This window comes from Methylorubrum rhodesianum, assembly GCF_014199985.1.
GTDB lineage: Bacteria > Pseudomonadota > Alphaproteobacteria > Rhizobiales > Beijerinckiaceae > Methylobacterium > Methylobacterium rhodesianum.
Window position 1 is genome coordinate 1 of record NZ_JACHOS010000035.1, and the last position, 13,918, is coordinate 13,918.

8 protein-coding genes and 4 pseudogenes are annotated in these 13,918 nt (G+C 64.2%); 5 read left to right on the plus strand and 7 right to left on the minus strand.

Going from position 1 to position 13,918, the window contains the following annotated elements; translation table 11 throughout:
- Positions 1–168: 168 nt before the first annotated feature.
- The gene (locus tag HNR01_RS26945) at positions 169–357 is read right to left on the minus strand and encodes a cation diffusion facilitator family transporter (protein ID WP_183670993.1); all 189 of its coding nucleotides are present in this window, start codon (positions 355–357) and stop codon (positions 169–171) included.
- Positions 358–392: 35 nt separating this feature from the next.
- Positions 393–806 carry a thioredoxin TrxC gene (gene trxC / locus HNR01_RS26950; RefSeq protein WP_026105999.1) on the minus strand — a complete coding sequence of 138 codons (414 nt, stop codon included), beginning with the start codon at positions 804–806 and terminating at the stop codon, positions 393–395.
- A 232-nt stretch (positions 807–1,038) separates the two neighbouring features.
- On the opposite strand from trxC, the gene HNR01_RS26955 reads away from it, so the two are divergent.
- The gene (locus HNR01_RS26955) at positions 1,039–2,259 is read left to right on the plus strand and encodes a sensor histidine kinase (RefSeq protein WP_012455582.1); all 1,221 of its coding nucleotides are present in this window, start codon (positions 1,039–1,041) and stop codon (positions 2,257–2,259) included.
- Between the two features lie 168 nt (positions 2,260–2,427).
- Positions 2,428–5,052: an ATP-dependent chaperone ClpB gene (gene clpB, locus HNR01_RS26960; RefSeq protein WP_012455583.1), complete on the plus strand. Its 2,625-nt coding sequence runs from the start codon at positions 2,428–2,430 to the stop codon at positions 5,050–5,052.
- Positions 5,053–5,303: 251 nt separating this feature from the next.
- Here clpB and HNR01_RS26965 read toward each other — a convergent pair whose 3' ends face one another.
- The 4 genes and pseudogenes from HNR01_RS26965 to HNR01_RS26980 all read right to left on the minus strand — a co-directional run bounded on the left by HNR01_RS26965 (position 5,304) and on the right by HNR01_RS26980 (position 8,988).
- Positions 5,304–6,572, minus strand: a complete 1,269-nt coding sequence (locus tag HNR01_RS26965; protein ID WP_009867550.1) for an IS256-like element ISMex3 family transposase — start codon at positions 6,570–6,572, stop codon at positions 5,304–5,306.
- Between the two features lie 588 nt (positions 6,573–7,160).
- Positions 7,161–7,295, minus strand: a pseudogene (locus tag HNR01_RS26970) (IS630 family transposase); the annotation flags it as partial.
- A gap of 111 nt (positions 7,296–7,406) precedes the next feature.
- A pseudogene (locus HNR01_RS26975) lies at positions 7,407–8,338 on the minus strand (IS630 family transposase).
- A gap of 299 nt (positions 8,339–8,637) precedes the next feature.
- Positions 8,638–8,988, minus strand: a complete 351-nt coding sequence (locus tag HNR01_RS26980) for a hypothetical protein (RefSeq protein ID WP_017487484.1) — start codon at positions 8,986–8,988, stop codon at positions 8,638–8,640.
- 214 nt (positions 8,989–9,202) lie between these two features.
- On the opposite strand from HNR01_RS26980, the pseudogene glgX reads away from it, so the two are divergent.
- Positions 9,203–10,509 (plus strand): annotated as a pseudogene (glgX, locus tag HNR01_RS26985) (glycogen debranching protein GlgX); the annotation flags it as partial.
- A gap of 309 nt (positions 10,510–10,818) precedes the next feature.
- Here glgX and HNR01_RS27815 read toward each other — a convergent pair.
- Positions 10,819–11,006, minus strand: a pseudogene (locus tag HNR01_RS27815) (IS3 family transposase); the annotation flags it as partial.
- A 1,024-nt stretch (positions 11,007–12,030) separates the two neighbouring features.
- On the opposite strand from HNR01_RS27815, the gene HNR01_RS26990 reads away from it, so the two are divergent.
- Together HNR01_RS26990 and HNR01_RS26995 are read left to right on the plus strand one after the other, a co-directional pair.
- Entirely contained in the window at positions 12,031–12,459 is a 429-nt protein-coding gene (locus HNR01_RS26990) for an SPW repeat domain-containing protein (RefSeq protein WP_012455585.1), read from the plus strand.
- A 660-nt stretch (positions 12,460–13,119) separates the two neighbouring features.
- Complete coding sequence (locus tag HNR01_RS26995) at positions 13,120–13,611, plus strand: HPF/RaiA family ribosome-associated protein (protein WP_012455586.1); 492 nt, start codon at positions 13,120–13,122, stop codon at positions 13,609–13,611.
- The last annotated feature ends 307 nt before the right edge of the window (positions 13,612–13,918 follow it).

Consider the following 13,918-nt stretch of genomic DNA (forward strand, 5'->3'; position numbering starts at 1 on the left):
TGCGAGCCCATTCAGAGCCTCGCACGCGCGTAACGCAGCACGTGCGGGCCGGTTCCGGGGCACGTCGGACATTTTCGTGCCTGCATTCGGAAGCTGTTGCGCGGTGCCTCGGGACGTGTGGGATATTCGCGAGGCGGCGAGAACGGCATGATCACGCTCTACACCTGGTCAACTCTCCCGCCACGCCACGCCAATCGAGTAGCGCTCGAACAGGACGGCGAACCCAAGGACGGTGAAGTTCACCCTGGCGTCGCGGATCGGCTCGGGGTGGCGAATCTTCTCACCCCCCTCGTAGATGGTGAAGGCGCCGCCGGGGCTGAAGATCAGCAGGGCGACGACGAAGGACCAGAAGTACACCAAAATCGGCCGTGCAAACTCCTGCCAGCCGCCCTTCAGTGGGACGCCTGCTCCACCCAACGCGCGAGGGACGTAAAATCCATCGCCGCAGTCTGCCGTGCTGCCACGCGGCCGTTTTTGAACACGAACAAGGCGGGAACTCCCTGGATCCCGAACTCCGCTGTCAACTGTGGTTCCGCATCGACATCGGCTTTCAGGAACCGTGCCTTTGGCTCGATCTTGTTCGCGACTTGGTCGAATGCAGGGGCCATTGCCCTGCAAGGCCCACACCAGGAGGCCCAGAAATCCAGGACGAGGGGGACATCGTTTTGCTCGATGTGACGCCGGAAGCGCTCGCCGCCGATCTCGGTCGGTTTGCCAGAAAATAGCGCTTTGCCGCACTTGCCGCATTTCGCAGATTGCGCGGAGCGTTCCCGCGGGATGCGATTAACGCTGTCGCACTCGGACAAACAACGTGGAAGCCTTCGGGTACTTGAACAATCCTGTCGCTTTCCAAGCTGTAGCATCAACTATGCCGGAAGCAGAGCAAGAAATAGCTATGATCCTGAATATCCCCTGTCCTTTAGCAGATTTGTTCCGCCTGCATGTAAGAGACCTCCCACTTGTATAGCGGAGCTGAAAGAATGAAAAGCGGGGTGCAAAGCTGCCAAACTTCCGGCGGAGCTCGAGGGATAAGCTGATATGAGCCGAAACGAACCGAACGCTCCTGCCGCGCCGCCGGAGCAGGGCGATGACCCTGCCGAGGAGCTGGCCTATCGGCTCCGCCAGCAACAGCTCGCAGCCCAGTTCGGACTTTATGCTCTGCAGGCACGTAACATCGACGCCCTGCTTCAAGAGGCGACCCGATTATGCGCGCAAGGGCTCCAGAGCCGGTTCTGCAAGATCATGGAATACATCCCCGACGAGCATCAATTCGTCGTGCAGGCCGGCGTCGGCTGGAAGCCTGGCCTCGTGGGCAGCGCGCGAACGGGAGCCGACAGCGGAAGCCCGTCTGGATATGCCTTCCAGACCGGGAAACCGGTGATCTCGAACCACCTCGAAAGCGAGAGCCGCTTCCGTACGACCGAGACGCTGGCGGAGCATGGCATCAAGCGAGCTATCAACGTCATCATCCATGCCGACGGCGTGCCCTTCGGTGTACTCGAGGTGGACAGCCCGACCGAGGGGCGGTTCACCGAAGCCGACACTGCTTTTCTACAAGGCATCGCCAACCTGCTCGGCGGTGCCATCGACCGACAACGCACCGAGGAAGCCCTGCGCCAAAGCGAGGCCCGTTTGCAGCAGGCGTTGGCGCACCAGGAGGTGCTCACGCGCGAGATCAGCCACCGGGTCAAGAACAGTCTCGCTGTGGTTGCAGGGCTACTGAGCATGCAGGGGGGCACCGCAATCGACCCCGCTCTACGCGCGGCCCTTTTGGACGCACAGGCACGGGTGCTGACCATCGCGAAAGTGCATGACCAGCTCTGGCGGAGGAACGAGGTCGAGAATCTCGATTTGGCGGAGTTCCTGCAGGAACTCTGCGTGCAACTCCGTGCATCGACAGGGCCGAACCACACGATCGCCTGCGAGGTCGAGCCGACCACGGTCAACACGGATCAGGCCGTGTCGCTGGGACTCATCGTCAACGAGTTGGTGACGAACGCGATCAAGTACGCCTATCCCGGCGGCGCCGGCGAGGTGAGGCTCTCAGTGAGACGGCTCCAGCAAAACTGCCTTCGGCTAGAAGTATGTGACAGAGGTATGGGCTTGCCAGCAGGTTTCGAAACTGCAAGATCCAAAAGCCTCGGTTTGAAGCTGATCGTCAGCCTGGTTCGCCAGCTCGGCGGCCGTGCCGAGTGGCAAGATGCGCAGCCGGGCACGAGATTTGTGCTGGAATTCCCCCACTCGGAGTTCGCGCATTAGACCCTCGAGAATTGTGCAAACCTCTTGCGGGCGCGAGGAGCGACTCCAAATCAGGGTAGCTGGCGATCTGAAAGATGTCAGCTTCGAGGGCACCGATACGGCTTTCGATGGTCTTCTTCGGCTCGAGCGCGCCTCCTGGAGGGCGCGAGTTCTGACGGAGGTCTATACATGAATTTTGAGAAGTATACCGAGCGCGCCAGAGGCTTCGTTCAGGCTGCGCAGAATCTCGCCGTCCGCGAGGGCAACCCGCAGCTCGCACCCGGCCACCTTTTGAAAGTCCTGCTCGACGATCCCGAAGGGCTCTGCGCCGGTCTCATCGACCGGGCCGGCGGTCAGTCGCGGGTCGCGCATGCGCAGGTCGAGCAGTGGATCGCCAAGCAACCGAAGGTCTCGGGCAATGCCGCGCAGCCGCAGGCGACGCGCGAACTCGTGCGCCTGTTCGACACTGCCGAGCAGGCCGCCGAGAAGGCGGGCGATTCCTATGTCACCGTCGAGCGCCTGCTACTCGCCTTCGCCGTCGAGAAGGATGGGGAGGCTGGCCGCATCCTGACCGCGGCAGGCGTCACCGCGGCTTCGCTCAACGCGGCGATCAATGCGCTCCGCAAGGGTCGCACCGCCGACAACGCGAGCGCCGAGAACGCCTACGACGCGCTGAAGAAATATGCCCGCGACCTCACCGAGGCCGCCCGCGAGGGTAAGCTCGATCCGGTGATCGGCCGCGACGAGGAGATCCGCCGCACGATCCAGGTTCTATCGCGGCGCACCAAGAACAACCCCGTGCTGATCGGCGAGCCCGGCGTCGGCAAGACCGCCATCGTCGAGGGTCTGGCCCTGCGCATCGTCAACGGCGACGTGCCGGAATCCTTGAAAGAGAAGAACCTGCTGGCGCTCGACATGGGCGCGTTGATCGCGGGCGCGAAGTATCGCGGTGAATTCGAGGAGCGCCTGAAAGGCGTGCTCTCCGAGGTCACTGCGGCGGAAGGTCAGATCATCCTGTTCATCGACGAGATGCACACGCTGGTCGGCGCCGGAAAGGCGGATGGGGCCATGGACGCCTCGAACCTGCTGAAGCCCGCGCTCGCCCGCGGCGAGCTGCACTGCGTCGGTGCGACCACGCTCGACGAGTACCGCAAGCATGTCGAGAAGGACGCCGCGCTCGCCCGCCGCTTCCAGCCGGTCTTCGTGTCCGAGCCCACCGTCGAGGACACGGTGTCGATCCTGCGCGGCATCAAGGAGAAGTACGAGCAGCACCACGGCGTGCGCATCCAGGATAGCGCGCTCGTCGCGGCGGCGACGCTGTCGAACCGCTACATCACCGACCGCTTCCTGCCCGACAAGGCGATCGACCTTGTCGACGAGGCCGGTTCGCGCCTGCGCATGCAGGTCGATTCGAAGCCCGAGGAGCTCGACAATGTCGACCGCGAGATCGTGCGCCTGAAGATCGAGGGCGAGGCGCTGAAGAAGGAGACGGATTCCGCCTCCCGCGACCGCCTCCAGCGTCTGGAAAAGGAACTCGCCGATCTCGAGGAGCAGTCCGCCACCATCACGGCGCGCTGGAAGGCCGAGAAGGACAAGCTGGGCGCCGCCGCCGAGCTGAAGAAGAAGCTCGACGAGGCGAGGAACGATCTCGCCGCGGCTCAGCGCCAGGGCCAGTACCAGCGCGCGGGCGAACTCGCCTACGGCGTGATCCCCGGCCTGGAGAAGCAGCTCGCCGAGATCGAGGCCGCCGCGGAGAGCGCGGTCGCCCGCGACGGCATGGTCGAGGAGGCGGTGACCCCGCAGCACATCGCGGGCGTCGTCTCCCGCTGGACCGGCGTTCCGGTCGACAAGATGCTGGAGGGTGAGCGCGAAAAACTGCTCGCGATGGAGGAGGCGCTCGCTAAGCGCGTCGTCGGCCAGCGCGAGGCGGTGGAGGCGGTCTCGACCGCGGTGCGCCGGGCGCGCGCCGGCCTGCAGGACCCGAACCGGCCGATCGGCTCGTTCATGTTCCTCGGTCCGACAGGCGTCGGCAAGACCGAGCTGACCAAGGCGCTCGCCGGCTTCCTGTTCGACGACGACACGGCGTTGGTCCGCATCGACATGTCCGAGTACATGGAGAAGCACGCGGTCGCCCGCCTCATCGGCGCCCCTCCGGGCTATGTCGGCTACGAGGAGGGCGGTGCGCTGACCGAGGCCGTGCGGCGTCGGCCCTATCAGGTCGTGCTGTTCGACGAGGTGGAGAAGGCGCATCCGGACGTGTTCAACGTCCTCCTGCAGGTGCTCGATGACGGGCGCCTGACGGACGGGCAGGGCCGGACGGTCGATTTCCGCAACACGCTGCTCATCATGACCTCGAACCTGGGCGCCGAGTATCTGGTGAACCAGCCGGCCGGCCAGGATACCAACGCGGTGCGCGACGAGGTGATGGGCGTGGTGCGGGGACACTTCCGGCCCGAATTCCTGAACCGGGTCGACGAGATCATCCTGTTCCACCGCCTCGCGCGCTCGGAGATGGGAGCGATCGTCGATATCCAGCTCGGACGTCTCGCCAAGCTCCTGGAGGATCGAAAGATCACCATCGACGTGGACGACGAGGCCCGCACCTGGCTCGCCGACAAGGGCTACGACCCGGCCTACGGGGCGCGGCCTCTGAAGCGGGTGATCCAGAAGAACGTGCAGGACCCGCTTGCCGAAGCGATCCTCTCAGGGGTGATCCACGACGGCGAGACGGTGCCGATCCGGGTCGGCCCCGCAGGTCTGATGATCGGATCTCGAGACCCCGAAGAGGAGGCGCCGACGGCCGTGGCGGCATGACGAACAGATCGGCCGGGAGCCACGACTCGGTGGGCTCCCGGCGCGATCAGGGAAAGGTGTACCACTCCGTGGCCATCGAACGGACGGCATGTACGTCACCTCACGTGTGAGCCTCTGGGAGACTGGAAGGGGCACTGGACGCTCCGAAGATGTGCGCCCGAAGAACGTGGAAACCTGAGGCTTGGTGTTGCCGGCACCGCATCCAATCCACCCTCATGGGAGCTATGCAGGATTTTAGGTGACGGAGGCGGTCAGGCGGCGCGGTGATCTGGGCTCGCGGTGACCTCGGTCCCGTCGCGGAAGATGACGCCGGCCACGACCTTCGGCAACTGGTTTTCGCCCTTCAACCGTCGCCAGGTTTTCGAGGCTGCCATCACCAGCTTGAACACCATCAGCTTGGCGGTCGTGGCCGAGAGTGCACCTTTGGTCCGCACGGTCCGATGCCGCACCGTGGCGAACACGCTCTCGATCGGGTTCGAGCTGCGCAGGTGGTCCCAGTGCTCGGCCGGGAAGTCGTAGAACGCCAGCAGCGCCTCCCGGTCCTTGGTCAGGCAGGTGGCGGCGCGCGGGTACTTGGCCCCGTACTTCTCGACGAAGACAGCCAGCGCCGCCTCGGCCGCCGCCCGGGTCGGCGCACCGTGGATCTCACGCAGATCCACCTTCATCGCGCCCTGAACGGACTTCGGCACCTTGTCGAGGACGTTGGCCGCTTTGTGAACCCAACACCGTTGGTGAGCGGTGCCCGGAAAGACCTCGTCCAGGGCCTGCCAGAAGCCGAGTGCGCCGTCGCCGACCGCGATCTCGGGCGCGATCGACAGCCCACGCCGCTTCACGTCGACGAGCAGCTCGCGCCAGCTCTGGGCGCTCTCGCGCACGCCCACCTGGAAGCCGACGAGTTCTTTCCGGCCCTCGGGCGTCGCCCCGATCAGCACGAGCATGCACTCGGCCTGGTCCTCCATCCGGGCCTGCAGGTAGACGCCGTCGGCCCAGACATAGACGTAGCGGCGTGCGGAGAGATCGCGGCCCTGCCAGCGGGCATACTCGTCCGCCCAGGCCGCGGTCAGCCGGGCAATGACGGCCGGCGAGAGGTTCGGAGCATCCCGACCCAGAAGGGCGGCCAGCGCCTCCTGGAAGTCGCCGGTCGAGACACCGCGTAGGTACAGGACCGGCAGTAACGCATCCAGGCTGCGGGTGCGCCGCGCCCACTTCGGCAGGAGCGTCGAGGTGAACCGAACCCGGTCCTCAGATCCGCTCGCGCCGCGATCTCGGACACGAACCCGCGCCACCGGCACCGGGCCGATGCCGGTCTGGATCGCCCGCTCCGGGCCATGGCCGTGCCGCACCAGCCGCGCGCGTCCGTCCGGAAGCCGCAGATCCTGCATCGCGCTCAGGAACGCGTCCGCCTCCATCTCAACAGCTTGGGCGAGCAGGCGGCGGGCCCCGGCGCGCAGCACCTCGGTCAGGGGATCGTCGAGGTCTTCGGGCTGACGAAGCCGGACGATGTTGGTAGGTGTCTCCATGGCGTATCGCTCTCGCTGAGAGGTTCTGGCAGGCTTCGACACCCGCCTCGATACGCCGCCTTCAACACACCGTCGTCACCCAATCTCCCGCATAGCTCCCCTCATGGCGTCGGCAGCAGTCCGGTCAGGCTTTATCCGAATGGCATATGCACGACTTTGAGACCTTGCCATCAGAACGTCCCGAACTCATCTTACCTCTGCTTGTAAAATTCCATTGGAGGCTGCGATGACCGGACGAGTATTTTTGATTGCTGTTGCCGTTGCTGGGCATATGCTCACAGTGGCGCCTCTGGCACACGCGAATTCCGGGACCGCAACTGCCGGCGGTTCGCACTCGACGATAGCCATGCGCTCCACGGCATCCTCGGCCAAGGCAGTGTCCCGGGCGAACGCTTTCGATCCGGTCACCACGGGAAGCGTCGGCTCTCAACCACGCCGGAAAAACGAGGCTTCGACGATCCGCGCGGACAGCATCATCATGAAGGGCATCTGCGTCGGGTGTGACTGACAGGAGCGGCTGGGTTTAGGTCAGGCAGGGAGACGACAGCCAAGATACGGCCGAGGCGTCTCGCCTAGAGCCGTTCCCGCTTACGTAGCGACGCCCAAGTCGTTGTCGTAGCCGACGGCGGCGAGGCAGTTGCGGCACTCGTCTGGAGTGAAGCGGGTGAAGGCGAGCCGTATGGCGTCCCAGAGGTCGGGCACGGTGCGGGTAGCTACGGTCCGTTAAATCGGCATGTCGGACAGTCTGTTCGCCAACGCTTTGCTGCGGGAAAGAGACCGAGAGTCCCACCGGAGCTGTCCGACCGCCTTCGCCAAACCTAGAGCGGCATCCGATCAGGTTGGATCATAGGCGTCGTAGCCTGCGGCCGCGAGATAGTTGCGGCACTCGGCCGTTGAGAAGCGCCTGAATGCGCGCTTGATGGTGTCCCAGAGTTCGCTGACCGTGCGGGCTGCGTCAGCGCGCAAAATCGCCTTGAGCTTGGCGAAGACGAGTTCGATCGGATTGAAGTCGGGTGAGTAGGCCGGCAGGTAGAGCAGCCGCGCGCCGGCCGCCTCAATGCGCTCGCGGATGCCGCCGACCTTGTGGGCGGGCAGGTTGTCGAGCACGACTGTGTCGCCGCGCTTCAGGGCCGGGACCAGGGTCTCCTCGACATAGCCGCGGAAGCGGGCTCCGGTCATCGGCCCGTCGAAAAGGGCGGTGACCATCAGGCCGTTGGCGCGTAGGCCGGCCGTGACGGTGATGGTTTTCCAATGACCAAAGGGGACGGCGACGCGGCACCGCTCGCCGCCCCATCTTCGTGTCGGTTGCGGTCTCGTCGAGGAACACGAGCCGGTCCGGATCGAGATCGAGTTGCCTCTCGAACCAGGCCAAGCGGGCATCCTTCACGTCCTCCCAATCCTGCTCGGCCGCGTGGCCGGTGTTTTTTTCGCGTGATGCCGTGGCGCTTGAAGAAGCGTGACAGGCTGCTCACCCCGACCCGCAGGCCACGCTCGGCCAGACGGTCGCGCAGTTCGTGCAGGAATATTCCGGGCTGTGCCTCGTAGCTCTGTCGGATCAACTCGGCCTGCGCCTCGACGGCGTGTGAGCGCTGATCGCCGCCCATCGGCTTGGCCTGTGTCCGCCCCTCCTGCACAAAGCTCTCGTGCCAGCGCACCGCGCTGGCTGGGCTGACCTCGAAGCGCCGCGCCGCCTCCCGGCGCGAGGCTCCTGCTTCGATAGCCGTGACGACCCGCTCACGCAGATCGGCGGACAGGGCAGACGGCATTCGGCTCTCCTCATCGGAAGGCCACTTATCGAATCACATCCCCGTCCGTGCCAAAACCCCAGACGATTCAACCCGCTCGGATCACGCTCTAGACGAAGGCCTTCTCAAGCTAGACTAGCAATGTGAGCCGATTACCAGGCGCACTTCAGGATCAACCCGTCACACCACCACTGGTCATTTGAAGCTGCTCGGTAGCTCACGCGCTGATGGGCGGTCGTGATGATCCTTCGATGAGGGGCAGCAAACAAGGGAGCGGGTTGTGTGCGCCGGTTCAAGGCCCAGGTACCACCGGTATCGCTTCAGAGTTCGGTAGCTTCCTCTTCCTCGTGCTGCGTCAAGATGGCAAGGACCTGGAGGACGCGGCCGGTGGGCAGGGGCCGCCCCTCGTTCAACATGGCCTCATCATTCGCCACCCAGGCCACGGCCTCGGCAACTTCGGCCTTGGTTGCGCCGGTGGCAATCACGTCGACGAGTGTCTGCTCGTCTGCCGCACCCAGCATCGCTGCGGCTTCGGCACGCGTCACGCTGTCCGTCATCACTACCTCCTCGGCAAGTTCGGGCAAAACGATCCAGGCATTCTGGGGTCGCACGGCGGAGACATCCCCGAAGCGCCACGTGCCTCCTCCGCGAAGGTGGGGGCCTTCGGCCATGCGTACTCCGCCGACGTAGCGTTCGGCAGAACTGTGCGCTGACATGCAACTCGAATCTATACAGCCGGCCGAATCCAACAAGGCCTGCAGCCGGCGTGATCGTCGCATCACACCTGCTCCGCGCGCGTCTTCTGACCTCGCCGCATCTCCAACTCCTTCGGTCCCGGCTGATCCTCTCAATCAGCCCGGTCCAAAGCCAGCCGGTCAGGTCACGGGCACGATCTACGGCTATCGCGTCCACGGCCCCTACGAGCCGGAGGCCGGCCACCGCTTCAACCCCAACAAGCTGCTGATCGACCCCTACGCCAAGGGCCTCGTGGGCACCATCGAGTGGAACCCGGCCCTATTCGGCTACAAGATGGAGACCGGGGACGACCTCACCTTCGACGGGCGCGATTCCGCTTCCTACACCCGCCGCAGCAGAGTGATCGACCCGGCCTTCACCTAGGGCCGCGACGCCAAGCCTGACGTGCCGTGGGAACACACCATCGTCTACGAGACCCACGTCAAGGGCTTCACCAAGCTGCATCCGGCGGTGCCGGAGAAGCTGCGCGGCACCTATGCCGGCATGGGGCACCCGGCGGTGCTCGACTACATCAAGAGCTTCGGCATCACCTCGGTCGAACTCTTGCCGGTCCATTCCTTCGTGCAGGACGATTACCTGCAGCAGAAGGGACTGATCAACTACTGGGGCTACAACACCATCTCGTTCTTCACCCCCGCTCAGCGCTACGCCGCGGTGCCCGACTTCGCCTCCTCCGAGTTCAAGGAGATGGTGGCGCGGATGCACGGCGCCGGCCTCGAGGTGATCCTCGACGTGGTCTACAACCACACGGCGGAGGGCAACGAAAAGGGTCCGACGCTCTCCTTCAAAGGCGTCGACAACGCGTCCTACTACCGGCTGCTGCCGAGCCAGCCGCGCTACTACATCAACGACACCGGCACGGGAACACCTTCAACCTCTCCCATCCCCGCGTGCTGCAGCTCGTCACCGACAGCCTGCGCTACTGGGCGACCGAGATGCGGGTCGACGGCTTCCGCTTCGATCTCGCCACCATCCTCGGCCGCGAGCCCTACGGCTTCGACGAGGGCGGCGGCTTCCTCGACACCTGCCGCCAGGACCCGGTGCTTAACGACGTCAAGCTCATCGCCGAGCCGTGGGATTGCGGCCCCGGCGGTTATCAGGTCGGCGGCTTCCCGCCGGGCTGGGCCGAGTGGAACGACCGGTTCCGCGACGACGTGCGCGGCTACTGGAAGGGCGATGCCGGACTGCTGCCGGGGCTCGCCTCGCGCATCACGGCCTCGGCGGACAAGTTCAACAAGCGCGGGCGCAAGCCGTGGGCTTCGGTGAACTTCGTCACTGCGCATGACGGCTTCACGCTCAACGACACGGTCTCCTACAACGAGAAGCACAACGAGGCGAACGGCGAGGGCAACCGCGACGGGCACGGCCACAACCTGTCCTACAATTACGGCGTCGAGGGCCCGACCGACGATCCCGAGATCCGGGCGGTGCGCTTGTCGACACCAACCTGCCCGAGAGCCAAGTGGCCGCCTCCATTCAGGCCGGTGCCGATTACGACGTCACCGGGCGCTCGATGTTGGCGCTGGTGCTGCGCCCGGATGCCTGCGCGGCGACCTCCGCCGTCGAGCGCTCCTTCACCCACGTTATGCAAGCCTTTGAGCGCGCGAGCGCCGAGCGCGTCGCCTTCGGGCCGGTCCACGCTACGGCAGCGTGAGGAAGTCCATCCGCGATTGTCCGTCGTCAGATGATGCGAGGCGATTCGGGGCGCTAGGGAACGGAGGCTCGGGCCCATCTGGAGTGAGAGGTTAGGCCGCCTGCGCGTGGTGGCGCAGGCGGCGATTCATAAGGGTCAAGTTCTTGATCCGCGCCACCTCACGCCGGGTGGCCGCGCCACGGGCAAGGTAGACGTCGGCGGGAGGGATCCGCCCAGGATCTCGTGAGCTAGAACATGGTTGTAGTGTTATGCGAAGGCAGCGATCCGCGCCTGCAACTCGCCACCCTTTCTCAAATTACATCCTGACACCACGCGACGGGTATGAGCCCCGTTCACCTGAAGCGGACCTTGATGAGCCTGCGCGGTTGTTCCCTGATGAAAGGGGGAGCCCTCATCTGGGAACCTGGACTTGCAGAGCTGAACGTCTTGGCTGAGTTCAACCCTAACCACCCGCAGCGGCTAGGACCAGGCGTGGCCTCGTAGCGAAGGACCAGCTGCGGTCTTCGGCAGCGCCGTCAATTTGACTTGGTAACGGGCCGGCTACGACTTCGCTGCGAGCAGTTCCTGCAGACTGAGATCAGTTGCGCGAACGATCCGTTGGCGAGTTTGCGCAATGGTGGCGTCGTGCAACATCGCGATGGCGGCCTGCTGCAGCGAGCGAAACTAATGAAGGCGCGCGACCGGGTCGGCCCACGCGCCGTGCGGACCGAACGAGACATTGTACAAGCTCACGCGCTAAACGCTCATCAAGGTCTTGGAAAGCCGGCGACGTTCGAACCTTCGCAGCTTGATCGTGAACACGACTGACGTCTGCTGCGCAAGCAGAGATCTGCGCTTGGCGACGAGGCTTGCTAGGTTGCCTGTTGAATGACCGCGTCATTGCCCTGTTCGTGTTGATGGCGATCAGCGGCACATCTCTGGAGTGGACAGGAGGTAGGCCGGCAGACCGCGATAAGGCAGTGGCCGTACCATTTCTCGGTTCCGAAAGATCCGCCGATTGAACGCGCAAGTTCCTTCGGCGCGCCTCGGAACTGACCTGCGCTTGCTGCGTTACGCGCGTGTGCGGCTCTGGCTCAACGAGCTTGAGGGCGCGCTCCTGAGGCTTGGGGAGACATAGTGGCCAGAGCCGAGTGCTCTGGAGGCTGCCGTTCCGCTGTTGCAGGAGGGCATGAAACATATCGCCGCCCGGACGGAAGGCGAGCGGTATCCTGTGGGTTGCCTGTGTTCGTAGAGGCCGCCGTTGGGGCCTCAGTTATCGGTCCGAGGTTTTTTCCTGATCTTTGCTTCTGGGAAGGAGGGTCAGATGCTGGAAAGAGCAAACCACAATTATAGAACAATCTCGTACTTGGTCACCGGCACGCTTGGCGCGGTGCTGCTCGCTTCGCCTTGGCTGACCGCCTTGGGCGAGTCGACCCAAGTTGCGGCCTGCGCGGCTTCTGGGGGCGCGCTTCTCCTGCGCCTCAGCCTGTCGTCTCTCCTGCATCCGCGTGAGTGGAAGGTAAAAGGGAGGATGGTGGTGGGCGCCATGGTCGCGCTCGCGCCCTGGGCTCTGGGGATGAACGAAGCCTCGCCGTTGTCCTGGCTCTTCCATCTCGTTGGGCTGATCACCTTCTCTCTCGCGGTGGCAGAGTTCTGGCCCACCCTCGCGGCAGAGGTTCGCTCGACACGCGTCGCTCGCTGGACCGAGGCGGCGGCACGCTTCCTGTTCGGGAGAGGGAGGCTGCCATGTTGACTTGGTTCGTGCTGACCAACGTGATGAGCTCGGGTCTCTTGGTCCTGATGGCTCCCGTGCCGTTCCTGTTGCTTCTTCGCTACCCGACACAGCCAGTGGATACCGCTCCGCAGGAGGCACGGGACGGACCATTTCCACTACCGACCTGGGGATCGTTGGCCGCGCGGAGTGCGAGAGCAAGCAGTAAAGTTTCGGGGCATCGCAACACAGCGGGTTGGCAGCCCGGATCGGCAGCCCATAGCCGGAGCGATGCACCGTCTCCCGGAACGAGAAGCCCCAGAGAGGCAGGCAGCCCTCGTCCAGAATTCCGCAGGGAGAATCCCGTTCTCAGTCACGGCGAAGAACGCGCCGTCGCGGGGCTGGGCGGGAACGTCTCGCGATCGCGTGGGGGGCGGACCGACATGCCCAGGAGCAAGCGGAGCGTTGGGCGCCGACCCAAGTGTCGGGACGCTACCTTCGAAAGATTGGATCGCGTGCAGCGATAAGGATGCGGCGCTTGCAGGAAGTAATCGTGCACGGTCGCGACGACCTACCGACCACCGACGTTCGAAGGGGAGGCCGAAGGCTTCACGGCTGCATGTGATCGGCGGCCAGACGAGGAACCAGCAAAGTGGCGAAAAGTTCTAACAATCAAGTATTCAATAATACACGGAGGGCTTAATGAGGCTTCAGCGCTCTAGCTGCAATATTCTCGTGCAAAGCTCAAACGTCGACTTGGGCAGCGTTCTGCCGGATTATGCGCGTGCTGGCATCATGCAGGTTGCAAGTAAGTACATTGGCAACCTCAACATAGCGGCAGTGCATTTCAATAGGGAAGGGGGTGGATATAGATGTACCGTCAACCTCCAGATGGGGGCACTGCCGATGATGAGCGGCGAGGCTGATCACAGGAACGCTTACGCCGCATTCCGGAGGGCTCTCGAGAAGGTCGCGAAGCAGCTACGAAGGGCGAAGCGCGAACTGCGTGAGGACAAGCCCCAGCGCCTCGACAAGGGCATCTTCCTGTACGAGCCGGGAGAGGTCGGACGTCGAGCCAATCGCCAGTCCGATGGAGATGCTCCAGCATTACGGCACCTCCTCGAGGATGCCAGCGGGTGGATGCCGCTGGAGGTTGGCAGCGGAGACGGAGCAGATAGCATTGCGGCACAGTGATCTGACGTATGGATGACCCTCGCTGGTCGGGCAGCAAGGATGCATACCTGTAACACTGGGCATGTGGGCCTTCGCTTCCTGCCGCACTCGGAAGCCACGGTATCGAGTGGCTTGGACCATTGCTCGTGTCCGCTCTCGCGATCTTTCGGGCTCCCTCGATTCGCCTCACCAACCGGTTACCGGTGCGGCCGCTGAGTCCGCCGAAATGTCTGTGACCTTGCCCCCTGGCCTGCCCTCGTTCTGAAGCTAGGGTCCGTCGATGAGGAGACGGACGATGAAGAAGAGCCGGTTCAGCGAAGAGCAGATC

Bases quoted from the DNA above. Each gene is read 5' to 3' on its own strand.
- HNR01_RS26995 (WP_012455586.1), top strand. From the start codon at position 13,120: ATGAGGCTTCAGCGCTCTAGCTGCAATATTCTCGTGCAAAGCTCAAAC.
- HNR01_RS26955 (WP_012455582.1), top strand. From the start codon at position 1,039: ATGAGCCGAAACGAACCGAACGCTCCTGCCGCGCCGCCGGAGCAGGGC.
- clpB (WP_012455583.1), top strand. From the start codon at position 2,428: ATGAATTTTGAGAAGTATACCGAGCGCGCCAGAGGCTTCGTTCAGGCT.
- HNR01_RS26990 (WP_012455585.1), top strand. From the start codon at position 12,031: ATGCTGGAAAGAGCAAACCACAATTATAGAACAATCTCGTACTTGGTC.
- HNR01_RS26965 (WP_009867550.1), bottom strand. From the start codon at position 6,572: ATGGAGACACCTACCAACATCGTCCGGCTTCGTCAGCCCGAAGACCTC.
- HNR01_RS26980 (WP_017487484.1), bottom strand. From the start codon at position 8,988: ATGGCCGAAGGCCCCCACCTTCGCGGAGGAGGCACGTGGCGCTTCGGG.